The organism is Streptomyces coacervatus (genome assembly GCF_029223485.1).
Classification (GTDB): domain Bacteria; phylum Actinomycetota; class Actinomycetes; order Streptomycetales; family Streptomycetaceae; genus Streptomyces; species Streptomyces coacervatus.
This window is the reverse complement of record NZ_JARHTP010000016.1, coordinates 196,195-222,710: the sequence shown is the minus strand read 5'-3', so window position 1 is coordinate 222,710 and position 26,516 is coordinate 196,195. Positions and strand designations below refer to the sequence as shown.

Annotated in this window: 26 protein-coding genes and 1 pseudogene; 14 read left to right on the top strand and 13 right to left on the bottom strand. The window is 70.8% G+C overall.

From position 1 onward, the window contains the following. Positions 1-102 precede the first annotated feature (102 nt). The 3 genes from P2Q00_RS34360 to P2Q00_RS34350 form a co-directional block, all read right to left on the bottom strand. On the bottom strand, positions 103-528 hold the full coding sequence (locus tag P2Q00_RS34360) for a GNAT family N-acetyltransferase (RefSeq protein ID WP_275777575.1): 426 nt from the start codon (positions 526-528) through the stop codon (positions 103-105). A 421-nt stretch (positions 529-949) separates the two neighbouring features. After that, positions 950-2,068 (bottom strand): fatty acid desaturase family protein, encoded by a 1,119-nt coding sequence (locus tag P2Q00_RS34355; RefSeq protein ID WP_275777574.1) that lies wholly within the window; start codon positions 2,066-2,068, stop codon positions 950-952. Positions 2,069-2,075: 7 nt separating this feature from the next. Further along, positions 2,076-3,131, bottom strand: coding sequence for a ferredoxin reductase (locus tag P2Q00_RS34350; protein WP_275777573.1), 1,056 nt, complete (start codon positions 3,129-3,131; stop codon positions 2,076-2,078). An 87-nt stretch (positions 3,132-3,218) separates the two neighbouring features. On the opposite strand from P2Q00_RS34350, the gene P2Q00_RS34345 reads away from it, so the two are divergent. After that, entirely contained in the window at positions 3,219-4,388 is a 1,170-nt protein-coding gene (locus tag P2Q00_RS34345) for a PucR family transcriptional regulator (RefSeq protein WP_275777571.1), read from the top strand. Between the two features lie 66 nt (positions 4,389-4,454). Here the strand turns inward: P2Q00_RS34345 and P2Q00_RS34340 are convergent. The 4 genes and pseudogenes from P2Q00_RS34340 to P2Q00_RS34325 form a co-directional block, all read right to left on the bottom strand. Further along, positions 4,455-4,556: pseudogene (locus P2Q00_RS34340) on the bottom strand (GNAT family N-acetyltransferase); the annotation flags it as partial. Positions 4,557-4,599: 43 nt separating this feature from the next. Further along, complete coding sequence (locus P2Q00_RS34335) at positions 4,600-5,451, bottom strand: LLM class F420-dependent oxidoreductase (protein WP_275777570.1); 852 nt, start codon at positions 5,449-5,451, stop codon at positions 4,600-4,602. Positions 5,452-5,497: 46 nt separating this feature from the next. Then, positions 5,498-8,065, bottom strand: a complete 2,568-nt coding sequence (locus tag P2Q00_RS34330; RefSeq protein ID WP_275777569.1) for an ABC transporter permease — start codon at positions 8,063-8,065, stop codon at positions 5,498-5,500. Positions 8,066-8,069: 4 nt separating this feature from the next. Continuing rightward, entirely contained in the window at positions 8,070-8,897 is an 828-nt protein-coding gene (locus tag P2Q00_RS34325; RefSeq protein WP_275777567.1) for an ABC transporter ATP-binding protein, read from the bottom strand. A 205-nt stretch (positions 8,898-9,102) separates the two neighbouring features. On the opposite strand from P2Q00_RS34325, the gene P2Q00_RS34320 reads away from it, so the two are divergent. Together P2Q00_RS34320 and P2Q00_RS34315 are read left to right on the top strand one after the other, a co-directional pair. Then, positions 9,103-9,354 carry an antitoxin gene (locus P2Q00_RS34320; RefSeq protein WP_275777565.1) on the top strand — a complete coding sequence of 84 codons (252 nt, stop codon included), beginning with the start codon at positions 9,103-9,105 and terminating at the stop codon, positions 9,352-9,354. Between the two features lie 4 nt (positions 9,355-9,358). Further along, a complete protein-coding gene (locus P2Q00_RS34315; RefSeq protein WP_275777564.1) occupies positions 9,359-9,733 on the top strand; it encodes a fic family toxin-antitoxin system, toxin component in 375 nt (124 codons plus the stop codon). Here the strand turns inward: P2Q00_RS34315 and P2Q00_RS34310 are convergent, their stop codons facing one another. Further along, positions 9,734-10,429 carry a class I SAM-dependent methyltransferase gene (locus P2Q00_RS34310; protein WP_275777562.1) on the bottom strand — a complete coding sequence of 232 codons (696 nt, stop codon included), beginning with the start codon at positions 10,427-10,429 and terminating at the stop codon, positions 9,734-9,736. An 81-nt stretch (positions 10,430-10,510) separates the two neighbouring features. Beyond that, positions 10,511-11,197 (bottom strand): esterase/lipase family protein, encoded by a 687-nt coding sequence (locus P2Q00_RS34305; protein WP_275777560.1) that lies wholly within the window; start codon positions 11,195-11,197, stop codon positions 10,511-10,513. A gap of 172 nt (positions 11,198-11,369) precedes the next feature. On the opposite strand from P2Q00_RS34305, the gene P2Q00_RS34300 reads away from it, so the two are divergent. From P2Q00_RS34300 to P2Q00_RS34255, 10 genes are all read left to right on the top strand, one after another. Beyond that, positions 11,370-13,607 carry a helix-turn-helix transcriptional regulator gene (locus P2Q00_RS34300; protein WP_275777559.1) on the top strand — a complete coding sequence of 746 codons (2,238 nt, stop codon included), beginning with the start codon at positions 11,370-11,372 and terminating at the stop codon, positions 13,605-13,607. 203 nt (positions 13,608-13,810) lie between these two features. After that, positions 13,811-14,950 carry a PQQ-dependent sugar dehydrogenase gene (locus P2Q00_RS34295; RefSeq protein ID WP_275777557.1) on the top strand — a complete coding sequence of 380 codons (1,140 nt, stop codon included), beginning with the start codon at positions 13,811-13,813 and terminating at the stop codon, positions 14,948-14,950. A 55-nt stretch (positions 14,951-15,005) separates the two neighbouring features. After that, a complete protein-coding gene (pqqA, locus tag P2Q00_RS34290; protein ID WP_275777555.1) occupies positions 15,006-15,146 on the top strand; it encodes a pyrroloquinoline quinone precursor peptide PqqA in 141 nt (46 codons plus the stop codon). A gap of 8 nt (positions 15,147-15,154) precedes the next feature. Next, complete coding sequence (gene pqqB / locus P2Q00_RS34285; RefSeq protein ID WP_275777553.1) at positions 15,155-16,054, top strand: pyrroloquinoline quinone biosynthesis protein PqqB; 900 nt, start codon at positions 15,155-15,157, stop codon at positions 16,052-16,054. Then, positions 16,051-16,788, top strand: coding sequence for a pyrroloquinoline-quinone synthase PqqC (gene pqqC / locus P2Q00_RS34280; protein WP_275777552.1), 738 nt, complete (start codon positions 16,051-16,053; stop codon positions 16,786-16,788). The genes pqqB and pqqC overlap by 4 nt, the downstream gene beginning before the upstream one ends. After that, entirely contained in the window at positions 16,785-17,057 is a 273-nt protein-coding gene (gene pqqD, locus P2Q00_RS34275; RefSeq protein WP_275777551.1) for a pyrroloquinoline quinone biosynthesis peptide chaperone PqqD, read from the top strand. The genes pqqC and pqqD overlap by 4 nt, the downstream gene beginning before the upstream one ends. Next, entirely contained in the window at positions 17,054-18,190 is a 1,137-nt protein-coding gene (gene pqqE / locus P2Q00_RS34270) for a pyrroloquinoline quinone biosynthesis protein PqqE (protein ID WP_275777549.1), read from the top strand. The genes pqqD and pqqE overlap by 4 nt, the downstream gene beginning before the upstream one ends. 82 nt (positions 18,191-18,272) lie before the next feature. Next, complete coding sequence (locus tag P2Q00_RS34265; RefSeq protein WP_275777547.1) at positions 18,273-18,974, top strand: TetR/AcrR family transcriptional regulator C-terminal domain-containing protein; 702 nt, start codon at positions 18,273-18,275, stop codon at positions 18,972-18,974. A 144-nt stretch (positions 18,975-19,118) separates the two neighbouring features. Then, positions 19,119-20,108: an NAD(P)-dependent alcohol dehydrogenase gene (locus P2Q00_RS34260; RefSeq protein WP_275777545.1), complete on the top strand. Its 990-nt coding sequence runs from the start codon at positions 19,119-19,121 to the stop codon at positions 20,106-20,108. A gap of 159 nt (positions 20,109-20,267) precedes the next feature. Further along, entirely contained in the window at positions 20,268-20,798 is a 531-nt protein-coding gene (locus tag P2Q00_RS34255) for a hypothetical protein (protein ID WP_275777543.1), read from the top strand. A 136-nt stretch (positions 20,799-20,934) separates the two neighbouring features. On the opposite strand, the gene P2Q00_RS34250 is transcribed toward P2Q00_RS34255, so the two are convergent. Then, positions 20,935-21,591, bottom strand: a complete 657-nt coding sequence (locus P2Q00_RS34250; protein ID WP_275777541.1) for a TetR/AcrR family transcriptional regulator — start codon at positions 21,589-21,591, stop codon at positions 20,935-20,937. 68 nt (positions 21,592-21,659) lie between these two features. Here P2Q00_RS34250 and P2Q00_RS34245 point away from each other — a divergent pair, with 68 nt between their 5' ends. Then, positions 21,660-23,120, top strand: coding sequence for an FAD-dependent oxidoreductase (locus tag P2Q00_RS34245; RefSeq protein WP_275777539.1), 1,461 nt, complete (start codon positions 21,660-21,662; stop codon positions 23,118-23,120). Between the two features lie 118 nt (positions 23,121-23,238). On the opposite strand, the gene bioD is transcribed toward P2Q00_RS34245, so the two are convergent. From bioD to bioB, 3 genes are read right to left on the bottom strand one after another with little or no spacing between them, the layout of a single operon-like run. Then, a complete protein-coding gene (gene bioD / locus P2Q00_RS34240; RefSeq protein WP_275777679.1) occupies positions 23,239-23,955 on the bottom strand; it encodes a dethiobiotin synthase in 717 nt (238 codons plus the stop codon). A 5-nt stretch (positions 23,956-23,960) separates the two neighbouring features. Beyond that, positions 23,961-25,241, bottom strand: coding sequence for an adenosylmethionine--8-amino-7-oxononanoate transaminase (locus P2Q00_RS34235; RefSeq protein WP_275777537.1), 1,281 nt, complete (start codon positions 25,239-25,241; stop codon positions 23,961-23,963). Further along, the gene (gene bioB / locus P2Q00_RS34230) at positions 25,234-26,427 is read right to left on the bottom strand and encodes a biotin synthase BioB (RefSeq protein ID WP_275777535.1); all 1,194 of its coding nucleotides are present in this window, start codon (positions 26,425-26,427) and stop codon (positions 25,234-25,236) included. The genes P2Q00_RS34235 and bioB overlap by 8 nt, the downstream gene beginning before the upstream one ends. Between the last annotated feature and the right edge of the window lie 89 nt (positions 26,428-26,516).

The window sequence follows — 26,516 nt, the reverse complement described above, 5'->3', positions numbered from 1 at the left end:
CTACTGGGAGGCTCGCCCATGGGCGGACGCTCACACCTTTCATTGGAGGACCGGATCGGATCCGGATGCGGTCCTCCAATGGTAAAGGATCGGCAAAGATGGTCAGTGTGTGAGGTGCTTCACCCAGCGTCGCCAGTGGTCTTCGCGATGGTAGCCACTGGCGGCCCACGTGTGGTGGGCCTGTTCGTTGGCTTCCAGGACCATGGCGTCGACGCGTCGCCCGCCGAGGGCGGTGAATCGTTGTTCTGCGGCTTCCAGCAGGGCGGTGGCGATGCCTTGTCGACGGTGGTCGGGGTGTACGGCGAGCCGGTAGGCGGAGCATCGCCATCCGTCGAAGCCGGCTATGACGGTTCCGGTGAGGATGCCGTCGCGCTCGGCGAGGAGCAGGGCGTCGGGGTCTCTTGTGATGAGTCGGGTCACTCCGTCGTGGTCGTCGCTGATGCTCGTGCCTTCTGCGGCGTCGCGCCAGAACTGCAACACGGTATCGACGTCCGAGTGGCTGGCGCAGCGGATGTGGAGATCACTCATGGGGCGAGCCAAGCAGAGCGCTCGCCGGTCTGGCGAACGCGTTTTCCCTGCCCCGGAACCGAGCGGGGGACAAGCTTGCTCGGTCTGCCGCCGTAGCCGGACGCATTGCCCGTTCCAGGACGTCGGTGCCAAGCCGCAGCCGCCGCACGGCCCGACGCCCCCGGCAGCCCGGCGAGAGCCTCTCTACCGCACCTGGGCCGACATCCCTCCCCGCGCGTCCTTCTCCACTGCTCCGGAACAACACCTCGCCGGGGGCTGTGTGCTGAGCTCCTGGCGCACGTCCAGGCAGCCCAGCCGGACACCGGGCTGCCCGAATCCCGTGTCGTACGGTCTGATGTCGCGGCCGCCCACCGTCCGCGACGGATCTGACCGAACCCGGCGGCGCGGGCGAGGGCCGAAAGATCTGAACCAATACCGGGAATCAGGCCGCGACGAGCTCCTGCTCGCGGTCCGGCGTGTTGACCTCGGGCTTCTTGTTCGGCAGCGAGAGCCGGACGACCTTGTGCCACGCGGAGAACACCTGCTTGGGCAGCGGTCCGGTGACGTACTCCAGCTCGTACTTTTCGAACAGCGCGCGTACCTTCACCGCGACCTCGGCGTACCGGTTGCTCGGCAGGTCGGGGAAGAGGTGGTGCTCGATCTGGTGGGAGAGGTTGCCGGTCATGAAGTGCATGGCCTTGCTGCCGCTGATGTTCGCCGAGCCCATCATCTGGCGCAGGTACCACTGGCCGCGCGTCTCGCCCTTGATCGACCGGCGCTCGAAGACCTGCACGCCCTCGGGGAAGTGCCCGCACATGATCACCGAGTGGGACCAGATGTTGCGGACCAGGTTCGCGGTGAACGTGGCGGCGAGCGTGGGCAGGAACGACGGGCCCGACAGGAGCGGGTGGATCACGTAGTCCTTGAGTACCTGCTTGCGGATCTTGCGGCCCACGGCCTTGGCCCGCGCGCGGAACTCCGGGTTGTTGCGGCGGCGCTTGTGCAGGTTCTTGCCGAGCTCCAGGTCGTACGCTGCGATGCCGTACTCGAAGAAGCAGGCGTTGATGAAGTTCCACAGCGGCTGGCCGAGGTGGAACGGGTACCACTTCTGGTCCTCGTCGACGCGCATGATGCCGTAGCCGAGGTCGTTGTCCTTGCCGATCACGTTGGTGTAGGTGTGGTGCAGCTCGTTGTGCGAGTGCTTCCACTGGTCGGACGGCGAGACGTGATCCCACTCCCAGGTGGTGGAGTGGATCTTCGGGTCCCGCATCCAGTCCCACTGGCCGTGCAGGACGTTGTGGCCGATCTCCATGTTGTCCATGATCTTCGCCACGGACAGACCGGCGGTGCCGAGCAGCCACGCGGGCGGGAAGATCGAGAACAGCAGCACGCCCCTGCTGACCAGCTCGAGCTTGCGCTGCGCCGAGATGACCTTACGGATGTAGGCGGCGTCTTTCTCGCCGCGGCCGGCGATCACCTCGTCGCGGATCGCGTCCAGCTCGCGGCCGAGCTCCTCGATCTGCTCCGCGGTCAGGTGGGCGGTGGGGTCGATGGCGGTCAAGGTGCTCCTACCGTTCGATGTCGCAGGGGCCCGCCGCGGCGGACACGCAGGTCTGGATGAGGACGCCCGGCTCGGCCTCGGTGATCTCGCCGGTGCGCAGGTCGCGGACGGCGCCCGCCTTGAGCGGCGTGATGCAACCGAAGCAGATGCCCATGCGGCACCCGGAAGGCATGAGCACGCCGGCCTCCTCGCCGATGTCCAGCAACGGCGTGGCGCCGTCCGCGTCGACGGTCTTGCCGGTGGCGCTGAACGTGACCTCGCCGCCGTCGCCGGTGACGACGACGCTGGGGCGGAAGCGTTCGGTGTGCAGGCGCTCCTGTACGCCGTGCTCTCTCCAGTGCTCTTCGGCGGCGTCGAGCAGGCCCGCTGGCCCGCAGGCCCAGGTCTCGCGCTCGGCCCAGTCGGGCACGAGTTCGTCGAGACGGGCGATGTCGAGCATGCCGTCTGCGTCGGTGTGCACCTCGGTCAGCCGCAGCTTCTTGTCCGCGACCAGGTCGTGCAGTTCGTTGCGGAAGATCACGTCTTGCGGCTGTGGCGCGCTGTGGACCATGACGACGTCGTCGAACTCGGTGTCGCGCAGCATGCCCATCACGGGCGTGATGCCGCTGCCGGCCGTCAGGTAGAGCACCTTGGCGGGCCTGGCCCGCGGCAGCACGAAGTCACCGGTCGGCTGGTCGAGCTGGATCAGCGTGCCCGGTTTCGCCCTGCGGACCAGGTGGTTGCTGACCTTGCCGTCCGGGATCGCCTTCACGGTGATCGTGACCCGGCCGTCCTGGCGGTCTGTCGGCGAGGTGAGGGAGTAGGCACGCCACAGGCGCACCCCGTCGACGTCGACCCCGATCCGCACGTACTGACCGGCCGTGTGGCCGCGCCAGCCCCGTCCCGGCCTGATCACGATGGTCGCGGCGTCACCCGTCTCGGGGTGCACGGCCTCGATGCGCCCGCGCAGGTCGGCGCCCGCACGCAGCGGGCTGACCAGGTCGAGGTAGTCCGACGGCAGCAGCGGCGTCGTGACCATCTCCAGCAGTTTCCACGCCCTGCTGCGGAGGGCTGTACTCGTCATGACTTCAGCTTGCTGCGCCTCAGGGCGTAAAGTCCTGACCGTGGGACGTAAATCTGGTCGGCTGAATTGTTCGCAGGGAACAAAAACGTGAGCCATGCAATGCGGAGGGTCAGCGAACTGGCCCTGGATGAGACGACGGTCATCGCACTTCGGGCCGCGCTGAAGACCACCGCCGACGAGGTCGTCCAGGCGATCATCGACGAGGTCCCTTCCTACGCCAATGCCCTGTCGGGCCACATGGGCGCCACCATCCGCCGGGCCGTCCGCACCGCCCTGGGCCACTACCTGGACCTCGCGAGCGGGAACGCCACAGGCGGCGACGCCGGTGACGCAGCGTATGAGCTGGGGCGTGGCGAGGTGCGCGACGGCCGCTCGATGGACGCCCTGCTCAGCGCCTACCGCGTCGGCGCCCGCGTGGCCTGGCGATGCCTGGCGGCGGGTGCCGTACCCGCAGGTCTGCCGGCCGCCGAGGTCGCCAAGTTCGCCGAGCTGACCTTCGCCTACATCGACGAGCTCTCCGCCGCGAGTGCCGCGGGCCACGCCGACGAACTGGCCGCCCGGGGCAGGGACCACGAGCGCCACCTGGAACACCTGGCCCGCGACCTTCTCGCCGGCGCGAGCCCGGACGTGCTGCTGGCCTCTGCTCAACGGGCCGGGTGGCAGCCTCCGGTTTCGCTGACCGCGGTCCTGCTGCCCGCCGCCCAGGCCCGGCCTGCCTACCGCGCGCTCGATGCGAGCACCCTCGTCCTCGACGATCTGCCGGACGCCACCGGTGTGCTGCTCGTCCCCGATGCCGACCGATCACATCTCCTGCGGCAGCTGACCGACCGCACCGCCGTGGTCGGCCCGGCCCGGCCATGGGCTCGTGCGTCCGCCTCGTACGCACGAGCTGTACGCGCGCGCTCCCTGTCCTCTGATATCCGCGACACCGAGGACCACCTGCCCGAGCTGGTGCTGAGCGCCGACGTGGATGCGTTCGCAGACCTGCGTGCCCGAGCCCTCGCACCGTTGCGGACCTTGCCTGTCGCGACCGCACGGCGGCTGGAGGAGACGTTGCGGGCGTGGCTGCTGCACCAGGGCAGGCGGGACGAGGTGGCGGCGGCGTTGTTCGTCCATCCCCAGACGGTCCGGTACCGGATGTCGCAGCTGCGGGAGCTGTTTCCGGATCTCGCATCGCCACACCGGGTCCTTGAACTGACGCTGGCGGTCGGTCTTCGGGGCAACGCGTCCCGGATCTTGGGCGATCCTGTTGAGTAGACGTACGGCGTACAGTACGACGACGATCACGACGAGCGCCCACGCGGCCGTTACCGGGTTCCCACTGCGCCGGCCGTCGAAGCCCGCGATCACCGTGCCGGCGAGTTCACCGCCCTGCTCGGCCAGGATCAGTGCCTCGGGGTCGCGGAGGACCAGGCGCTCGGTCCCGAAGGCCGAATTCCAGCATCCGGATGGATGGTCGCAGGGACGGTCAGTGGCCGCCCAGCTCCGCGACGACCGGCGCGAACGCCTCCATGTAGGGCTCCAGGACCGTCACGTACGAGAAGCCGTACCGCTCGCGCTGGGCCAGCACCTGGGCGACGATCCGGTCGAGTGTTCCGATCAGGAGGACGGGCAGTGCCAGGGCCTGTTCCAGGGTCACTTCCGGCACTCTGTCGAGGAGGGGCTGGACGACGCCTGCGCGGTCCTCGGTGACGACGACCATCTGCAGGAGCAGGTTCAGCTCCGCGGGTTCCTCGCGGTTCGTGGCGAACTTCCGGTACCGGGCGACCCGTTCGTCGAGCTGTTCCGCGGTGACCGGGATGAGCCGGCCCGTTGTGCTCTGCGGGTCGGCGTAGGCGCCTCCGAACGCCGCGATGTCGGCGTGCTCGGCGGTCAGGCGCAGTACGCGGTCGCCGTTGCCTCCGATCAGCAGCGGCACTTGTGATGTGTGGGCCAACTCCTCGACCGTGCGCCGCAGATGGTCCACGCGCTCCCGTGGAGAGCCGAACGGCAGTCCGGCCGTCTCGTGCTCCGCCCCCACGTAGCCGGTGCCCAGCCCGAGTTCGAGGCGGCCGCCGGTCAGGGCGTCCGTCGTGGCCACCTCGCGGGCGAGCAGCGTGGGGTTCCAGAAGCCCGCGTTGAGCACGAACGTGCCCAGCCGGGGCCGTTCGGTGACCGCGGCCGCGGCGACCAGTGCCGGGAACGGTGCGACCATGCCGAGGTGGTCGGGGACTTGGATCACGTCGTAGCCGAGCTCCTCGGCCCGGCGGCACTTGGCGTGCCACTCCTCGGCGGGCGCGGGAGTCATCAGGTTGACGCCGAAACGGAACGGATGCGGCATGAACTCTCCTCAGCCGTAAGCGACTTGAGTCTCAGCCGCGATTCCATCACTCGTGCGCGATGGCCGCCAGCACATTCATGCGGGATGCACGCAACGCGGGCAGCAGCGCCGCCACGATGCCCACCACCGCGGAGCCGATCACCACCGCGACGATCGTGGTCCACGGGATCGCGAGCGCCTTCATGCCCTGCAGGGCCAGCACCTGCTGGGTGCACACACCCCACACCAGACCGAGCGCGAGCCCCAGCACCGCGCCGAACACCGCGATCACCACCGACTCCAGCCGGATCATCCGGCGCAGCTGCCGCCGGGCGAGTCCGATGGCCCGCAGCAGCCCGATCTCCCGGGTCCGCTCCACCACCGACAGGGCGAGGGTGTTGACGACGCCGAGCACCGCGATGATGATCGCCAGCCCCAGCAGTGCGTACACGAGGTAGAGCAGTACGGCGATCTGGTCGTGCACCAGTTTCTTGTAGTCGGCCTGGTCGCGGGCCTGGACCTGCGGGTACGGCTTGAGCGACTGCTCCAGGTTCTTGCGCAGCTGGTCGGCGCTCGTGCCGGAGGCCTTGTTGACGTACAGCGCGGAGTCCTGCCCGCCGGGCACGTACTTCTCGACCGTCGCGATCCCGAAGAACAGCCCGCCCTGCATGCCGAAGCCCTCGGCCTGGTCCTGGTCGGTGAGGGCGCCGACCTTGAGCTCGGTCTTCCGGCCGGCCGGGAACTCGACGGGGATGGTGCTGCCGATCCTGACGTCGTGCTTCTTCGCGAACTTGACGTCCATGGCGATGCTGCCGCCCGCCAGCGCCTTCGCCGTGTCCCCGGCCGCGTACGTCACGTGTGCGACGTCGTCGACCCCCCTGTCGTAGCCCGCGGCGGTCGTCTCGATGCGCTTGCCGTCCGGGAGGTGTACGGCCACCGGTGCGAACCGCTGTCGTACGACGACGCTGACGCCCTGCGTGCCGCGCACCGTGTCGGTGACCTGCTGGTTGAAGGGCACGAAGTTGGTGTTCTGGACGATGAAGTCGGCGCCCAGCGTCTTGTCGATCTGCTGGTCGAAGGACTTCGACATGGAGGCGCTGGCCACGGACATGCCGCCGACCAGGGCGAGCCCCACCATGAGGGCGGCCGCGGTGGCGCCCGTACGGCGCGGGTTGCGCAGGGCGTTGCGCTGGCTCATGCGGCCGATCGAGCCGAAGAGGGCGGGGAAGGCCCCACCGAGGACCCGGATGACGGGGCGGACCAGAAGCGGGCCCGCGATCACCGTTGCGATCAGGGTCAGGACGACGCCCAGCCCCAGCAGGGAGGCCGACGAGGCCGTCCTCGTCGCCGTGGCACAGCCCACCAGCGCGGCCGCGCCGAGCACTCCGACCACCGAGCCCACCATCGCCCGCATCCTGAGCGGCCGTCCCACACCGGCGATCTCGGCGTCCGCGAGCGCCGCCATCGGCGAGACGCCCGCCGCGCGCCGCGCCGGGAGATACGCCGCGACGAAGGTGACACCGATCCCGACGACGTATGCCGCCACCGGAGTTCCCCAGCCGACGACCATCTCCGTCGTCTTGAGGTTCATCCCGAACACGCTCATGAGTTTGATCAGCCCCACCGCGAGCCCGATGCCCGCCGCCAGGCCCAGCGTCGAGCCGACCAGGCCGAGCAGGACCGCCTCGGTGAGCACGGACCGCCGCACCTGGCGCCGGTCGGCGCCGAGGGCCCTCAGCAGGCCCAGCTCCCGGGTGCGCTGGGCGATCAGCATGGAGAACGTGTTGACGATCAGGAAGACACCGACCAGGACGGCGATTCCGGCGAAGCCGAGCATCACGTACTTGATGACGTCGAGGAATCCGCCGAGGTCCTGCGCGGCCGACTTGGCCTGTTCGTCGGCGGTCTTGATGTCGTAGGTACCGGTGCCGACCGCGGCGGAGACGCGCTGCTTGAGCACGGCGTCGCTCACGCCCTTCGCCGCGTCCACCGAGATGCTCGTCGCCTTGTCCGCCGAGCCGAGCAGCTGGGTCGCGGCGGTCTTCGGGTCGAGGAAGACCAGGGCCGCACCCGGGTTGGTGGTGGTGAAGGTGGCGATGCCGACGATCTCGACCTTGAAGGTGCCCGGCTGGGCGAGCACGGTCAGGGTGTCCCCGATCTTCACATGCTTCTTGTCGGCGGTGTCCGCGTCCAGCAGCGCCTGGCCGCCGCCCTGCGGGGCGTGGCCGGAGGTCAGCTTCACCGGGCTGCGGTGGGTGAGAAACCAGTCGGAGGCGATGGTGGGCGCGCCGGTGGTCGGCCCGACCGACTTGTTCCTGCTGTCGACGACCGTGATGTTCTGGACGCTCACGTCGGCGTGCGCCAGCGCGACGCCGTCGACCTTCGCCACCCGACCCGCGAGCGAGGCCGGCACGGTCTCGGCCTCGCCCGTCGGCACCTGCGACTTGAGGTCCTGCTTCGGCTCCACCGTCACATCGGCGGAGGTGGAGGCGAACAGCCGGTCGAAGGTGCGGGTGACCGTGTCGGAGAAGATCAGACTGCCCGCGACGAACGCCACGGACAGGATGATCGCCAGAGCGGAGAGCAGCAGCCGCCCCTTGTGGGCGAGGAAGCTGCGGAGCGTCGCCTTCAGCACGGGTTCAGTCCTTGTCGAGGGTTACGTCGCCGACGGGGCCGTCGTTCTCGAACTGGCTGCGGATCTCATCGAACCCGGGGGTCTGGGGGTTTCCCCCGGTAAAGAGGCGCATTCGTTCCAGCACGGCCTCCGCCGTCGGGTGCTCCATCTCGTCGACGATCCGTCCGTCCCCGAGGAAGAGCACCAGGTCGGAGTGGGCGGCGGCGCCTGGGTCGTGGGTGACCATGACGACGGTCTGGTCGAGGCTGTCGACGGCCTCGCGCAGGAAGGCGAGCACCTCGAGCCCGGCCCGCGAGTCGAGGTTGCCGGTCGGCTCGTCCGCGAAGATCAGCTCGGGCCTGGAGGCCAGCGCCCGTGCGCACGCCACGCGCTGCTGCTGGCCGCCGGACAGCTCGGCGGGCCGGTGCTTGAGCCGGTCCCGCAGCCCCAGTGTGTCGATGACCTGGTCCAGCCACTTCTCGTCGGGCTTCTTGCCCGCGATGTCCATGGGCAGGGTGATGTTCTCGGCCGCATTCAGCGTCGGGATGAGGTTGAACGACTGGAACATGAACCCGATCCGGTCCCGGCGCAGCCGGGTCAGCTCGCGGTCCTTCAGTCCGGTGATCTCGGTGTCCCCGAGCCACACCTGGCCGGCCGACACCGAATCGAGCCCCGCCAGACAGTGCATCAGCGTGGACTTCCCGGAGCCCGACGGCCCCATGACCGCGGTGAAGCGGCCGCGCGCGATGTCCACGTCCACGGAGTCCAGGGCGAGCACGGTCGTCTCGCCCGAGCCGTATGCCTTGGTCAGACCGCGGGCGCGGGCGGCTTGCTGCGCAGCAGGTGTGGACAACGCTGCCTCCTCGGTGGCCGGCCACTCGTGGGTGCAAAGCTAGTGTGACCGACCGCACAGCCGATATCCCCCGTGGGGCCGAGGTGGTCTCCACCGCAGGTCGTGCCCCTGATATCGGTGTAAGGGACACTCTCCACCCACTGGACGACCTCCGCCTCCTGGACTGCCTCTTGCCGTGCTAGCGCTCCGGCGCTAGCTTCGAAGTATGGCGAAGACCCAGCTGAACGTGAGAGTGGACGAGGGCACCGCCCGCGCAGCCCGCGAGCGTGCCCTGGCCCGGGGCATGAGCGTCAACCGCTACATCGAGGAACTCGTGAAACAGGACACCGGAGAGGTCGGCCAGACGTTCGTCGAGGCCGCCGCCGACTTCATGAAGCAGTACGAGTCCGTCTTCGCCGAGGAGTTCGGCGCCGACGGCGAGGGCCGTGAGGCCGGGCGAGGCGAAGGTCGCCACTGATCCCTTGAGCAACCTCAGCATCGACCTCGCCTGGCTCCTCATGCTCGCCGAACAGAAGACGCCAGGGGACCCCCAGGTCACCGACTGGGGCGCCCTCGTCGCGGCCGTCGCGCGCCACGAGGCCGAGATATTCGACGTCCCCGTCTACGACGACCCGCACGCACGCGCGGCGGCTCTCCTCCAACTCCTCATCCACGTCCCCGCGTTGGAGCGCTCGAACGCCCTCTTCGCCTCGGCCGTCGCATACGCCTACCTCGTCGCCAGCGGCCTCAGGGTCACCACCTCGCCGGTGCAGGTCCGCGATCTGGCCCGCCTGGTCAAGAGGGGCAACGCCACGGTGTACGACATCGCGGCGGAGCTGCGCAGCTGGACCATGTGATCAGGCGGCCGGTTCCTTGACCTCCGGCCGCCACGCCGTGCCCAGCACGCAGTACGAGGTGGGCAGCGTCGGCCCCTTCTGAGGCATCAGCATCCGCCGGTAGGGGCCGAGTTCGAAGCCGGCGTCGCGCAGCGCGGCGACCGGGTCGCGGGCCAGATGGCAGCCGCCGTTGAGCGGCGGCCACAGCGTGCGGTCCAGGGCGCGCTGGGTGAAGGTCATCGCGGGCCCGCCGCCCCGGCCGTGCTCGAAGAACCGCACGACGCCGCCGGGCCGCAGCACCCGCCGTACCTCCGCGAGCGCGCGCGGCACGTCCCGCACGCTGCACAGCACAAGGGAGATCACCACCGCGTCGAAGGCCTCGCTCTTGACGGGCAGCGCCTCCGCGGCACCCGGTGCGACGTCGACCGGCACCTCGCAGCGGCGGGCGGCGTCGAGGGCCAACTTCCGCAGTCGGCGCTCCGGTTCGATCGCCACGACCTCCGAGACGGTGCTCGGATAGTGCGCGAAGTTCAGTCCGTTGCCCGCGCCGATCTCGATCACCCGGCCGGACAGCCCGGACAGGAGCCGGTCGCGGACGGCGCCCATTCCCATCCGGGTCTCGGCGGCCACGCTGATCCGGGCGTAGTAGCGGGCGAACAGCGGATGGTGCACGGGATCCCGCGCCACCTTGGCGGCGCCGGGGGACCGTAGCGGCATGCGGACCTCCTCGACAGGACGGGCCTACCGCGATTGTCCCCCGTACGGGCCCCGCGCACCCTCCGGCGGCTCAGACCGGGCTCACGCGATGAAGTCCCGCACCTGCTCGTACACGCCGTGGTCGTTGTTCATGTCGGTATGCGAGATGCACCCGGCGTCGACGTTCGTCGCGCCGTCCAGGAGCGCCGAGCTGTTCGGGACGACCGCGGAGTCACAGTCCGACCAGTAGCTCGCGTACGACACGGCGCCCGGCGTCTCGTCGCCGGAGTTGAGGGCGGTGAGGTACGAACTGCCGATCTGCATCTCCTTGCAGGACGTGTACAGCCACGCGCACCACGAGGCGACGGAGGTGCCGTGGTTCACGCCGGCGACCGAGACGAAGTCGTCGACGTACGACGTTCCGCCGAGGTTCTTCAGGTAGTAACGGGAGCTGAGCACACCCATCGAGTGAGCGACGATGTCGACCTTGGACGCACCGGTCTTCGCCAGCACGTTCTTGATCTCGGTGGCCAGCTGCGAGGCCGTCGTGGCGTTCGACTGCGACCAGTCGTACGACCACGCGTACAGCTCGGAGGACGAGTAGCCGTCCGCCTCGAAGTCCGCGATCCAGTCGTTCCAGCTGCTCGAGTCACTGCTCAGGCCGTGCACGAAGACGACCGGGTTGTGGGTGGCCGCCTGAGCGGGGGCGGCGGAGAGGGAGAGGGACAGAAGGAGCGATGCGACCAGGGCCGAGAATGCCGTGGCGATACGACGCTTGTGGCGCTGCATGGTGCCTCCTGACACGGGTGGGGTCGCCAGGAGTGTCAACTCGGGTCTACGCGCGACGCATCGGCGAAATCGCCGGTCTTTACGGTTCAATTAACTCGCCAGTAACGTCAGTTGAGTGGTGACTCCGGTGAACCCCCCTCCTCTTGACCGCACTTCGCCACCGCGGCGCACGGTGTCCGAGCTTCCCGAGGGCGTCCGCGTACGGGTCCTGCATGCCGTCTACGGTGATCCGCGCGCCGCCGCCGAACTCGTACCGCTCCTGACCGACCGCCAGTCGGCCGGCCTCGACCCGCTCCCGACCCAGCCGTCCGAACTCGCCCCCGACCTGCTGCGTTCGCACCGTACGGAGATCAGGTCCCTCCCGGACGAAACCCGCCTGCTCCTCCTGCTCGCCGCCGCGGACCAGTACCCGGTCGCCACCCACGCCTTTCTGCGCGCCGTCGCGGCCGTCCGCCTGGACACCCGCCCGCTGGAGGCCGCCGAGGCGGCCGGGATCGCGCACGCGGGTGCGGGCGGCGTCGTCTTCCGGGACGCCTGGACGAGGATCGCCGCGTACGAAACCGGCTCCCCGGCGGACCGCCGCGACGTCCACCGGCTGCTGGCGCGCGTCCTGCACGGCGCCGGCGAAACGCCCCGCCGCTCCTGGCACCGCGGCGCGGGCGCACTGGGCCCGAGCGGCCGCCTGGCGGCGGAACTGCGCACCGCAGCGGAGCAGGCCCGCTCGGCGGGCCAACTCACCCTTTCCCGGGCCCTGTTGGAACGCGCCGCCACGCTCTGCCCCACCCCCTCCGAACAGTCCCGCCTCCGCGCCTGCGCCGCCCTGCACGCCTGGGAGTCGGGCGACGCCGACCGAGCCCGCCGACTGGCGGCCACCGCAACGCCCGACGACGCACTGACGGGCCTGTTCGCGCTGCGGGCGGGGAACGCGACGGAGGCATTCGATGCGCTGCTGACGGCGGCTGTTCAGGGGGGTGACGGGGAGGGCGGCCAGGGGAGAGGGAACGGTGAGGCGCCGGGCAGCCCGGGAGCAGCTCGCCGTCGCACAACGCACGCCGCCCCTGCCCGAGCCACCTCGGCCCCCGCCATATCTGCCACCTCCGCCCCCACCCTCCACCTCCTCGCCCGCGCCACCGAAGCCGCCGTCTACACCGGTGACCTGCGTCGTTGCCGGGAGGCCGCTGGGGTTGCCGGGCGGCTGGGGATCGGAGTGCCCGGCACGTTGGGTGGGCTTGTCGCTGCCTTTGAGGGGCGGTACGAAGATGCGCGGGGGCTGTTGGAGGCGGCGGCCGGGCGGTGCGGTCCGGGAGGGGACCCCACCCTCCTCGTGCACGCCGGTATCGCCGCGCTGATGCTGGGCGACCACACCCGCGCCGCCACCGCCACCGTCCGGGCGGCCGCCTCGGCACGGGCGCGGGGTGCGACCGCCACCGTGGCACAGGCGCTGGAGTTCCGTGCCTACGCCGACTTCTGGACCGGGCGCCCGCAGGCCGGCGCGGCCACCGCCACGGACGCCCTGCGGCAGGCGTATGCCACCGGGCAGGACAACGGCGCCTGCCATCTGCAGGCCGCCCTGGCCATGTTCGCGGCGGTCACCGGCGACCCGGACACCTGCCGCGAACGCGCCGCCACCGCACGGTCGTACGCCCTCGCCCGCGGACTCGGCCTGCCCGCCGCGCTTGCCCAGTGGGCGCTCGCCTTCCTCGATCTCGCGGACGGCCGCTACGCCGGCGCCGCGGCCCGGCTGCGTGCCCTCGCCGCCTTCGGCCCGGGCCACGGCCACCGCGCCATCCGCCACCTGGCCACCCCGCACTACGTCGAGGCCGCCGTCCGCACCGGAGACACCCGCGTCGCCCGGGCCGCACACGCCGACTACCACCGCTGGGCGAGTGCCGTGCGCAGCACCGACGACCTGGCCCTCAGCGCCCGCTGCCGCGCCCTGCTCGCGCCCGGCGCCGAGGCCGTCGACCACTACCGCACGGCACTCGACCTGCACGCGCAGGGCGACCGCGACTTCGAACGCGCCCGCACGGAGCTGCTGTTCGGCAGCGCGCTGCGCCGGCTGCGCCGCCGCACCGAGGCCCGCGACCGGCTGTACAGCGCCCTGGAGGCGTTCGAGTACTTCGGTGCCCCGCACTGCGCGACGCAGGCCCGTGCCGAACTCCGCGCGCTGGGCGCACCCGCCACCCCCGCACACGGCCGCGCCGACGACCCCACCACCCGTCTGACGGCCCAACAACTCCTGATCGCCCGCATGGCCGCGGACGGCGCCACCAACCGCGAGATCGCCGCCCGCCTCGCCCTCAGCCCCCGCACGATCGACCACCATCTGCGGGGCGTGTTCAGCCGGTTGGGCATCCGCTCACGCATCGATCTGGTGCGCCTGCTCGGCGACGGCGGCCCGGCTCGATGAACACCGCCAAGGCCTGTCCGGCGGACCAGGCCGGCTGCCGGGACCCCACCCCACGCGCAACTCATCCGAATGGCAGATAGGCCGCTAATCGTCATGTCTTCAATACAGGGCGGAGCGATCTTCGCGAAATACGCTGCTCTTCGCGAGCGTGTGGACACGCTGCGCCACGACGGTTCACTCGAGGAAGAACGAAGGGCGTCGAGATGACAGACCCAGGCCGCCCAGTACGGCGTCCATCCCGGCTCGTGCTGGGCTCGCTCGCCGCCGCGGCCGCGCTGCTGGCGGCCGGTCTGCCGCAGTCGGCGCCCGCGGCCGCGGCGGTGGGCGGCGCTGCCGCGGTCGTGGCCGCCCCCGCCGACGGCGGTGCTCCGGCCCAGGACGTCACCACGCTCTCCACGGGATGGCAGACGCCCTGGGAGATCAAGTTCCTGCCGGACGGACTCTCGGCGCTGGTGACCGAGCGGCTCACCTACCAGGTCTACCGCCTTGACCGAGACGGCAGGAAGACACTGGTCGGCGAGGTGCCCAACACGGTCCCCGAGCCCTATGACGACGGCCCCGGCGGCCTGTTGGGCGTCGCTCCGTCACCGACCTGGAACGGCACCACGGACCAGCAGGTGTTCTTCGTGCACACCACGAGGACCCGGACCCAGGTCGTCAGGATGGACTACGACGGCAGGTCTCTGACGAACTACAAGGTGGTGCTCTCCGGAATCAAGCGGGTCGGGAATCACAACGGCGGCCAGATCGCCTTCGGCCCCGACGGATACCTCTACGTCGCCACCGGTGACGCCTATGAGCCGAAGCTCGCGCAGGACAAGAAGTCGCTCAACGGAAAGATCCTCCGGATCACCAGGACCGGCGCCGCGGCCCCCGGCAACCCGTTCGGCACCCGCGTCTACAGCTACGGCCACCGCAACCCGGAGGGGCTGGCCTGGGATCGCAACGGCCGCCTGTGGGAGGCGGAGGTCGGCAATCAGACCTGGGACGAGCTCAACCTGATCAAACCGGGCGCCAATTATGGCTTCCCCGCCTGTGAGGGCGGCTGCGACGTCAAGGGCATGACCACCCCGAGGGTCGTCTTCCACCCCGAGTTCGGCGTGCCCGCCCAACTCGCCATCGTGGACAACGTCATCTACGTGACGTCGCTGCGCGGCATGCGGCTGTGGCGCATCCCGATCGACGGGGACAGCGAGTTCACCGGCACACCGGTCGATTTCTACCCCGGCCGGTTCGGCCGCCTGCGCGCCATCGCCAAGGTGCCCGGCGCGGACGAACTGTGGGTGGGTACGAGTGATCTGGGATACGGCAAGGACAAGATCCTCCGCGTGTCCCTCAAGTGACCCTCCCGTACACGCACAAATCCCCGCCCTGAGAGCCAGAGAGGACGTACCACCCATGAACGAAGCCACGGAACAGCTCAAGCCGGTCGAACCGACCGCCTCGCAGGAGACGGACCGGGTCACCTGGCAGCCGCCCGCCTACGAGGTCGTCGACACCGCGCTCGAGGTCACCGCCTACTCCCTCAGCTCCCGCTAGCCGACGCCATGCTGCTGCTGGTACTCGGCACCGCCGCCGGCGGCGGTATCCCCCAGTGGAACTGCGCGTGCCCCAGCTGCTCCGGGGCGCGCGCCCACCCGGGCCGACGCCGCCGTCACGCCTCGCTCGCCGTACGCACCGACGACGGCCGCTGGTACATCGTCAACGCGACACCCGACATCGGCGACCAGATCGAAGCACGGCCCGAACTCCACCCGGGGCCGGGGCCCCGGCAGACACCGGTCGCCGGACTGGTCCTCACCGACGCCGAACTCGACCACACCCTGGGCCTGGCACGGCTGCGCGAGGCCGACCGCCTCCAGGTGATCGCCACGGCCCCGGTCCGACAGGCGCTCCTCGACCGTCTGCACCTCGGCGAGGTACTGACGCCGTACACCTCCATCACCTGGCGGGAGCTGCCGCCGCGCGGCGCCGAACCGCTGGACCCCGGCGCCTCGGACCTGCAGATCAGCGGCATCCCGGTATCGGGCAAGCGCCCGCGGTACGCCGCCGACGCCCCGGACGACGACGCATGGGTCGTGGCGCTGCGCCTGTACGACCCGGCCTCCGGCGCGACCGCGCTCTACGCTCCCGCCCTGGCCGCCTGGCCGGACCGCTTCCAGCAGGCCGCCGCCGAGGCCGACTGCGTCATCGTGGACGGCACCTTCTGGGACGACGAGGAGCCCCGCCGCACCGGCATCTCCGAGCGCACCGCCACCGGCATGGGCCACCTGCCCATCGAGGGACCGGGAGGAACCGCCGAACGCCTCACCGGCCTCTCCGCCAGGTGCCTCTACACCCACCTCAACAACACCAACCCCCTCGTCGACCCGGCGGCGCCCCAGCACAAGCGGCTCGCACGGCTGGGCCTCGAGGTGGCGTACGACGGGATGGTGATCGACCTGTGAGCACGACAGCGACGAATAGGGCACTTGCCTCGCGCGCGGAGCCCTGGAGCCCCGCGGAGTTCGAGACACGACTGCGCGCGGCGGGGACGGAGCGCTACCACGACTCCCACCCCTTCAACCTCCGTATGCACAGCGGCGATCTGAGCCAGGACGAGCTGCGCCGCTGGATCCTCAACCGCTTCCACTACCAGCGCCATATCCCCGTCAAGGACGCCCTGATCACGGCCAAGCTGGACACCCCGGTGCTGCGCCGGATGTGGCTGCGCCGCATCCAGGACCACGACGGGCAGACGGACCGCGAGGGCGGCATCGAGCGGTGGCTGCGGCTCGGTGAGGCGGCCGGCCTGGACCGGGAGACGCTGCTCGGCGCCGACGGCGTGCTGCCGGGTGTGCGGCTGGCGGTCGACGGATACGTCAACTTCTGCAGGCTGCGTCCGCCGCTCGAAGCCGTCGCCGCTTCACTGACCGAACTGGCCGCCCCGGATCTGATGCGCACCCGCATCGAGGCCTTCCAACGCCACTACCGGTGGATCGAACCGCAGGGTCTCGCCTACTTCCGCACCCGGGTCTCCCAGGGCCGGCGTGACAGCCGGGAAGCTCTCGACCTGGTGCTCGGCTGGGCCCGCAGCCGGGACGAGCAGGAACGGGCCGTGGCCGCGCTGCGCTTCAAGTGCGATGTGCTGTGGTCGATGCTCGACGCCGTGGACCAGGCGGGCCGCCAGGAGCAGAGGTGAAGGCGGCGTCGGCGACCGACTGGCGGCCGGTGCCGGCGCCCGCCGTCGTCCTGCGGCACGACCAAGCCCGCGACACGGACCTGCTGCTCCTTCCCGAACGCGTCGTCGTCCTGAAAGGCGGGGCCGGAACGCTCGTCGGCCTGTGCGACGGCACCCGCAGCGTGTGCGACATCGTCGACGAGCTGGCCGAACGCTTCCCCGGAGCGCCTGTGGCCACCGACGTTCCGCCCTTCCTCGAACGTCTGCGCACGGAGGGCTGGCTGCGATGACCGTCACCGATCCGGCGACCCTCGCAGGTAGTACGCCGTCGCCCGCCCGCCCCTGGGCCCTGCTGGCCGAACTCACCCACGCCTGCCCGCTGCACTGCGGCTACTGCTCCAACCCGCTGGAGCTGACGCGGCGTTCGCGCGAGCTGACCACCGGGCAGTGGACGGACGTGATGCGTCAGGCGGGCGAGTTCGGAGTGGTCCACACCCATCTCTCCGGCGGCGAGCCGCTGCTGCGCCGGGACCTGGAGCAGATCGTCGCCGCGGCCGAGGCCGCCGGGATCTACACCCAGCTGGTCACCAGCGGCGTGGGCCTGGACCGGGAGCGGCTGTCCGCGCTCGCCGCCGCCGGGCTGCGCAGCGTCCAGCTCTCCGTCCAGCACGCCGACCCGCACGCCTCCGACCGCATCGCCGGACGCCGGTCCTTCGCCGAGAAGGAACGGGCCGCCGCGCTCGTCCGGGCCGCCGGTCTGCCCCTGGGCCTCAACGTCGTCCTGCACCGCGAGAACCTGGACGCCGTCGACGCCGTCGTCGAACTGGGCCTGTCCTGGGGCGTGGACCGCATCGAACTGGCCAACGCGCAGTTCTACGGCTGGGGCCTGCTCAACCGCGCCGCGCTGCTCGCCACGCGCGACCAGCTCGCCCGGGCCCGGGACGCCGTCGAGCGGTGGCGGGAGCGGCTCACGCCGGACGGCCCCGACCTGGTCTGGGTCGTCCCCGACTACTTCGACGGTATGGCCAAGCCGTGCATGGGCGGCTGGGGAGCGATCTCGCTCACCGTCACTCCGGACGGTACGGTCCTGCCCTGCCCGGCGGCGGCCTCGCTGCCGGATCTGGATCCGCCGAACATCCGCGACCATCCGCTCGCCTGGATCTGGGACCGCTCCCCGGCGTTCGGACGCTACCGGGGCACCGACTGGATGGCCGACCCCTGCCGCAGCTGTTCCCGCCGCGAAGAGGACTTCGGCGGCTGCCGCTGCCAGGCGTACGCCCTCACGGGCGACGCCGCCCGCACGGACCCCGCATGCCGGCTCTCCCCCGACCACGGGCTGATCCGGGCGCTGACCGACGATCACACGGACGGGACGGGAGCGATCCGACGGCGGGTGCCGGGCCGGCCCGAGCGGACGCTGTAGATTCATCGAGGGGATGTCGAGGGGATGTCGAGGGGATCAGGGGATCGAGGCCCGGCTCGGGGCCTTGCCCGTGCGAGAGGGGATGGTGGAGATCACCACGCAGGTCGGCGCCGCCGCGCAGCCCCGCGCACCCTTGAGCAGGCAGCGGGTTCTGACAACCGCCGTCACCCTGGCCGACGCAGGCGGAGCCGAAGCGCTCAGCATGCGCAGGATCGCGCAGGCGCTCGGTGTCGTGCCCATGGCGCTGTACAAGCACGTGGCCAACAAGAACGAGCTGCTGGACGGCATGATCGACGTCCTCGTCGGCGAAATCGATCCACCGGCCGACGACACCGACTGGAAGACCACCATTCGCCGCCGCGTGCTGTCGGCCCGCCGCATGCTGCTGCGCCACCCGTGGGCACCCGAGGTCATCGAGTCGCGGATGAAGGCGCGCACCACGCCGACCCCTGTGGTCCTGGAGTATCTGGACTCGATGATCGGGATCTTCCGGGCCGGGGGATTCTCCATCGAGCTGGTCCATCACGCGATGCACGTCATGGGCAGCCGTCTGCTGGGTTTCTCCCAGGAGCTGTTCGAGGACTCCTCCGACCGCGAGCCGGATGCGGACACCATTGCGCCCGAGGAGATGGCCGCGCGCTACCCCCACCTCACCGAACTCGCCATGGCGGTCGCTCACGACCAGGAGTCCGTCGTCGGCTCTGGCTGTGACGACCAGTCCGAGTTCGAGTTCGCACTGGACCTGACGCTGGACGGCCTCGAACGGCTCCGCGGCGCGATCTGAACCGCCCGACCCATCGGCGAGGGACCCCTGGCAGCTTCCGTGCCGCGGCACTCTTCACCCCTTGACGAGTGTACGGCGTACACCTACCGTGCCTTCAGGGGTGTACGCCGTACACCATCCGGGCGCGCTGATGGGGGAGGCACGGTGAAAGCGATCGTTCAGGAGCGGTTCGGCCCGCCGGACACGCTGCGACTTGCGGACGCCGACCGGCCGGAGGTCGGGGCGGACCAGGTACTGGTACGGGTGCACGCCGCCGCGCTCAACCCCTACGACTGGCACCTGCTGCGCGGCGACCCGTACGTGGCGCGGCTCATGGGAGGCGTAGGGCTGATGCGCCCGAAGTCCCGGGTGGCCGGGATCGACGCGGCCGGGCAGGTGGAGGCGGTCGGCTCCGCCGTGAGCGCGCTTCGGCCCGGCGACGAGGTACTGGGCTTCTGCCCGGGCTCCTTCGCCGAGTACGCGAGTACCACCGCGGACCTGCTGGTGCCCAAGCCCGCCGGGCTGACCTTCGAGGAGGCCGCGGCGGTGCCGATGGCGGCGGTGACCGCCCTGCGCGGCATCCGGACCGTGGGACGTGTGCAGGCCGGGCAGCGTGTGCTGGTCAACGGGGCCGCCGGTGGCGTGGGCACGTTCGCGGTACAGATCGCAGCGGCCCTGGACGCGGAGGTCACCGGGGTGTGCAGCGCCTGCAACGCCGACCTGGTGCGCTCGCTGGGCGCCACACACATCGTCGACTACGCCCGGGAGGATTTCACCGACGGGCGCATGCGTTACGACGTGATTCTCGACAACGTGGGCAACCGCCCGCTGAGCCGACTGCGCCGGGCGCTCACCCCCGCAGGGATCCTGGTGGCCAACGGTGGCGGCTCGCCCGGCCACTTCTTCGGCGCGGTGGGCTCGCTGCTGCAAGTGGCCGCGGTCAACGCGTTCGTCCGGCAGCGGCTGCGCGCGATCCTCCCGGCGGCCCCGGCCGGGCCGACCCATAAGGACCTGCTCGCCGTCACCGCGCTCATCGAGGCCGGCCGGCTCACCCCGGTGGTCGACCGGGTCTACCCGCTGGCCGACACGGCCGAGGGCGTGCGCCACGTGGAACAGGGCCACGCCCGCGGAAAAGCCGTCGTCACTGTGATGTGAGCACGCGCGGCGGCAGCGGTGCGACGGACGGCTGAACCGGCCTGCCCTGTCGGGCAGTCGAAGATTCGAGACTTTCCCGTCATCTCGCTCCTATGATCGGCAGGCTGCGATTGAGAGATCAACCGACCTGAGAAAACAGGTCTGTTCAGGGGAGTTGCCGTGCGCCTTCGTCCGATCGTTCTCGTCCTGCCGACGCTGCTGTGCCTCGCGGCAGCCGTGTCGTGCAGCGACTCCGGCTCATCCGACGACGACTCCGGCCCCATAGGCGCAAGACAGTTGGACGGAACGAACCTGTGCACGCTCCTGTCCACGGACACCATGGCCAAGCTCCTGGGCGTGAAGAAGCTGGAGAGAGATCCGACGGCGGGCGCGAGCGACGACTGCGGGTGGACGGCGCCGGTCGACGGAGCCGCCGACGGCAAGCTCCAGATGAACAGCTTCTACGTGATGGAGGTCGGGCAGCAGACGACGATCGGTGGGCTTCGTGCCCGCCGCCTCATACAGTCCACGGGCTGCGAGATCTCCATCGACACGACAGGAGCGACCGATCCGGCCGGTGAGTCCGGGAAGGCCGACCCCGCCCTGCGGGTCTGGTTCCTGGGCCCGGCGGACAGTTTCGACGACGCGAAGAACTGCAAGGCGGCCAGCCGCCTCGCCGTGGCCGCGATGCGGGCGCTGCCCGAGGGGTGAGCCCTCACCGGGCGTTATGTTGACCTGCGGGGTGCGATGACGACCACGCTCACTGCTGAGGTGCGCCGCCGCTGAGTTCGGGGCCCCGGCAATCGCCCCAACTGCTGGAAGGGCGGCTGCCGATGACCCGTATCGGTCAGATCGCGGCTTGAGTGCCGCAGGCCTGGCCATGCCGCCCCAGCCCGTCGCGCAGCAGGTCGAACGCCCGCTCGGCCGCGCGGACGGCCTCCGGGTGGCGGTCGTCGGCGGACGTGCCGGCCGCCAGGCACTCATGGTTCATGACCGCCAGTTCCCGCTGCACCACGATCACCTGGGCGGCCACCAGACGCGCGTCGAGCGGATCGGCGCCCGCTTCCCGCAGCGCCTCGGCCAGCGCATCGGTTCCGCGCGCCGTGTACCGGCTCAGCCGCGCCGCCAGGCTCTCGGTGTCGAAGACCATGCGGAGGAATGCCATGACCTCGGGGTCGTCGCACAGTCCGGTGTTCGGATCGCGGTGCGCCAGGGCGTCGAGCAGGGCAGCCCGCAGCGCCTCCAGCGGCGGCTGTCCGGCCGGCCGGGCGCGCACGATCCGCGCCGCCTCGCTCTCGTGGTCGGCGAACCGGTGCAGCACCAGGTCTTCTTTTGTCGGGAAGTACGCGAAGAGGGTCCGCCGGGAGACCTCCGCCGCCTCCGCGACCTCGGTGATCGAGACCTGGTCGAAGCCCTTGTCGAGGAAGAGGCGGACCGCCGTCGCCGAGATCGTCTCCCGGGTGCGTTCCTTCTTGCGTTCCCGCAGGCCCATCCGCTCATTCATGCACTCAGTCTACCCTGGGTATACTGAGTGCAGAATTGCACTCAGTTTCTTCCCTTCAGGAGGTTGTCGTGGGGACCGAGGTCATCGTGGTGGGGGCAGGCCCGACCGGGCTGATGCTGGCGTACGAGCTGACGCTGGCCGGGATACCGGTCGTCGTCGTGGAGAAACAGCGCACCCGCGGCACCCAGTCCCGGGCGGGCGGATTCCAGCCGCGCACCGCCGAAGTGCTCGACCTGCGCGGGCTGCTGGAACCGCTGCTCGCACAGGAACCGTCCGAGAACACCACCGGCGGGCACTTCGCCGCCCTGCCCATCGAGCTGGACTGCCGGCCCTGGCGTACCCGGCACCCCCATCCGGTCAGGGTTCCGCAGGTCCGGCTGGAGACCCACCTCGAACGGCTCCTCGGCGAGCGGGGCGTGCCCGTGCATCGCGGCCGCGAAGTGACGGCGGTCGCGCAGGACGAGCGGGGGGTCACCGCCGAGTGGCACGCGGACGGCGCCGGCGGTGAGATCAGGGCCCGCTACCTCGTCGCGTGCGACGGCGGGCACAGCACGGTCCGCCGGCTGCTGCGCGTCTCCTTCCCCGGGCAGGCGCGCCGAATGTCCGCCGTCGCGGCGGACCTCACCCTCGCCTCCCGCTCCGAGGCGGTCCCCACGGAGCACGGGCACTTCAGCCAGTACCCCCGGTCGGCCGGCGGCTTCTTCACCGTCCTGCACCCCCTCGGGCCGGACCTGTACCGGCTGTTGTTCGGCAGGCTCTCCGGGGATGGCCCCGACGGCGAGGAGCCGGTGTCCGCCGAGGAGGTCCGCGAGGCGCTGCACGCCGCGTACGGCCAGGAGACGGAACTGGGCGAACTGCATGCCGCCTCCCGTTTCGGCGACGCCGTGCGCCAGGTCGAGCGCTACCGCGAGGGCCGGGTGTTCTTCGCCGGGGACGCGGCGCACATCCATATGCCGATCGGCGGCCAGGGCATCAACCTGGGGGTTCAGGACGCGGTCAACCTGGGCTGGAAGCTCGCCGGCACGATCCATGGCTGGGCGCCCGCCGGACTGCTCGACAGCTACCACGAGGAGCGGCACCCGGTCGCCGCACGCGTGCTGCGCCACACCCGCGCCCAACGCGTGATCATGAATCTCGGCGGGGACAACGAGATCGACGCGGTCCGCGAGCTCGTGATCGAGCTGCTGCGCCTGCCCGACACCAACCAGTACATCTCGGGCATGATGTCCGGTCTGGACCTCCAGTACCCCGGCGTCGGCCCCCGACTCATCGACGTGGACCTGACCACCGACGACGGTCCGACCCCGGCGAGCCGACTGATGCGCTCCGGCCGGGGCCTGCTGCTCTCCCTCGACGGCAGGCGACGGTCGGTCGGAGAGCGGTCCGACCGGGTCGAGCACGTCATGGCGAAGACCGACGAGGACCTCGACGGCGCCGGAGCCCTCCTGATCCGACCCGACGGCTACCTCGCCTGGACCGACACCGACGGCACCCCGCTCGACACGGCCTTCGCCCGCTGGTTCGGCTGAGGCCGTGCAGCACTCTCCTGGAGACCGGCGCGACAATCCGCGGGGTACGCAACCGGCATGGGCCCAGCTTGTGCGGCAGGTTTGGGCAACCTTGCCGGCCCGCCGAACGAGATGACCTCTACGGCGCCTCGTGCACCCGGAACGCCTCCGCGTCCCACGTCCCGTCCAGCCGCGGTGCCAGCCAACTCGGCGCCGTGGCACGGAAGTCGGCGGGAGCGAGCGATCCGGCGCCCATGGGCAGCGCGCCCAGCAGCGGGGTTCCGGCGACGTCCGGCAGGTCCGTGACGTTGCAACGCATCGCGAGATCGGGGGAGTCGGGCCAGCCGCCGATCACGATCCCCGCCAGGTCGAGCCGCCGGGAACGGAGTTCGCGTGCCGTCAGCTCCGTCGTGTTGAGCGTGCCCAGCCCCGCCGACGCAACCACCAGCACGGGCGCCTTCAGCAGCTCCGCCGCGTCCGCCAGCGTCCCGCCCGCCGGGTCGAACCGGACGAGCAGCCCGCCCGCTCCCTCCACCAGCACCAGGTCGTGTTCGGTTGCCAGCTTGGCGGCGGCCTCGGCGACGTCCTGCGGTCGCACCGGGGCCATCCCGGCCCGCCGGGCCGCCGTCCCCGGCGCCAACGGCTCGGGATAGCGGGCGAGTTCGGTCGCCGTCACGGCACCTGCGAGCCGGGCGACTTCGGCGGCGTCCCCCGGCTCGTCCGGCCGTACGCCCGTCTGCGCGGCCTTCAACACGGCCACCGACCGGCCGGCCGCGAGGGCGCAGGCGGCGACCGCGGCGGTCGTGACCGTCTTGCCGACCTCCGTGCCGGTGCCCGTGATCACCAGGATCGACATGCTGCTCATCCCTCCCGCGCCGCCGCGCACACCGCGCGCGCGATCCGTGCCACGTCGGCGTCCCCGGTGACGTAAGGCGGCATCGTGTAGATCAGGTCGCGGAACGGCCGCAGCCACACGCCCTCGCGCACCGCCGCGTCCGTCGCGGCCTTCATGTCCACGGCGTGGTCCAGCTGGACGACCCCGATGGCGCCCAGGACGCGTACGTCCTTCACACCCGGGATCTCAAGTGCCGGTGCAAGGCCGTCCCGCAGACCCGCCTCGATCCGCTTGACCTCGCCGAGCCAGTCCTGGCCGAGCAGCAGCTCGATCGAGGCGCAGGCGACAGACGCTGCAAGGGGGTTGCCCATGAAGGTCGGGCCGTGGGCGAGGACCGGGACCTCGCCCTGCGAGATGCCGTCGGCCACCCTCGACGTGCACAGCGTCGCCGCCATCGTCATATAGCCGCCGGTCAGGGCCTTGCCCACGCACATTACGTCCGGAGTCACGGCCGCGTGCTCCGCCGCGAACAGGGCGCCCGTACGCCCGAACCCGGTCGCGATCTCGTCGAACACCAGCAGCACGTCATGCGCGTCGCACGCCTCGCGCAGCACCCGTAGATAGGCGGGCGAGTGGAACCGCATCCCGCCCGCACCCTGCACCACCGGCTCGACGATCACCGCGGCCAGTTCGTCGGCGTGCCGCTCGATCGCCGAGCGCAGCTGCTCGGCGTACGACTCCTCGTACTCGGCCGGGGGCGCGTCCACGAACACCTGGCGCGGAAGTACCCCGCTCCACAGTTCGTGCATCCCGCCCTCGGGGTCGCACACCGACATGGGCTGCCAGGTGTCGCCGTGGTAGCCGCCGCGCCAGGTCAGAAGCCGCTGCTTGCCGCTCCGGCCGAGCGAACGCCAGTACTGCAGGCACATCTTGACCGCGACCTCGACCGACACCGAACCGGAGTCGGCGAGGAAGACATGCTCAAGGCCGTCGGGTGACATGTCGACAAGGAGCTTTGCGAGCCGGACGGCGGGCTCGTGGGTGAGCCCGCCGAACATCACATGGCTCATCCGGCCGAGCTGCTCGCGGGCGGCCTCGTTGAGCACCGGGTGGTTGTAGCCGTGGATGGCCGACCACCAGGACGACATGCCGTCGACCAGTTCGCCCGAGCCCTCAGCCAGCTGCAGCCGCACCCCGCTCGCCGACTCGACGACGAGCGGTTCGACGCGGCCGGGCATCGGGCCGTACGGATGCCACACATGCCGCCGGTCGAGCTCCAGCAGCTCGGAGACGGGCAGGTCAGGCATTGGGTGCGAGGTCCGTTCCGACCCCGCGGTGGCGCAGGGCGACCAGGTCGGTCCGGGGTTCGGCGGCAGGTGCCGGGGCCGCCGTACCGCAGACACTGCCGTTCTCGTGGGAGCCGCAGCCGGCGTCCTCGTGGGACCCGCAGCCGGCCCCGGCGTGCGCACCGCAGCCCCCGGCCGCCGAGGCCCGGTGCTCCGGCAGCGTCACCTCGCCGGCGCCCTCCACCTCGAATCCCGCGTCCGCGATCATCTCCAGGTCGGCCCGGCCGGCCTGCCCCTCGCTGGTGAGGTAGTCGCCGAGGAAGATCGAGTTGGCCAGGTTCAGGGCGAGGGGCTGCATCGTGCGCAGATGGACCTCGCGGCCGCCGGCGATGCGCACCTCGACGTCCGGGCACACGAACCGCACCATCGCGAGGATCCGCAGGCAGCGCTGCGGGGTGAGGTGCCACTCCTTGGCGAGCGGGGTGCCCTCCATCGGGATCAGGAAGTTCACCGGCACCGAGTCCGGGTCCAGCTCGCGCAGCGAGAAGACCACGTCCACCAGGTCCTCGTCGCTCTCGCCCATGCCGGCGATCAGACCGGAGCAGGCGGACAGACCGGCCGCGTGCGCCTTGTTCACCGTGTCCACCCGGTCGGCGTACGTGTGCGTGGTCGTGATGTCCCCGTACGTCGCCTCGGACGTGTTCAGGTTGTGGTTGTAGGCGTCCGCGCCGGCCTCGCGCAGCCGCTCCGCCTGGCCGTCGGAGAGCAGCCCGAGACAGGCGCACACCTCGACGCCCTCGTTCTGCTCCTTGATCGCCTTGATGGTGCCGGCGACCCGGTCCACGTCACGGTCGGTCGGCCCGCGCCCGGAAGCCACCAGGCACACCCGCTTGGCGCCACCGGCCAGACCGGCCGCCGCGGCCTGCGAGGCCTCGTCCGGCTTGATCCAGGTGTACTTCAGGATCTCGGCCTTGGAGCCGAGCCGCTGGGAGCAGTAGGAGCAGTCCTCGGGACACAGTCCGGACTTCAAGTTGACGAGGTAGTTGAGTTTCACCCGTCGGCCGAACCAGTGCCGGCGCACCTTTCCGGCCGCGGCCACCACATCGAGCACGTCGTCGTCGGAAGTGGCGAGGACGGCCAGAGCTTCTTCACGGGTCGGCAGCTCGCGCCGAAGCCCCTTGTCCACCAGCGTGTTCAGCAGGTCCATGAGAGCCGATCCTGTCCTACGGAAGCGCTCCCGGCCAAGGAGAGAATGAACAACAGGAGCACTTCGTCGTGTGTGTATTGCCACACCAT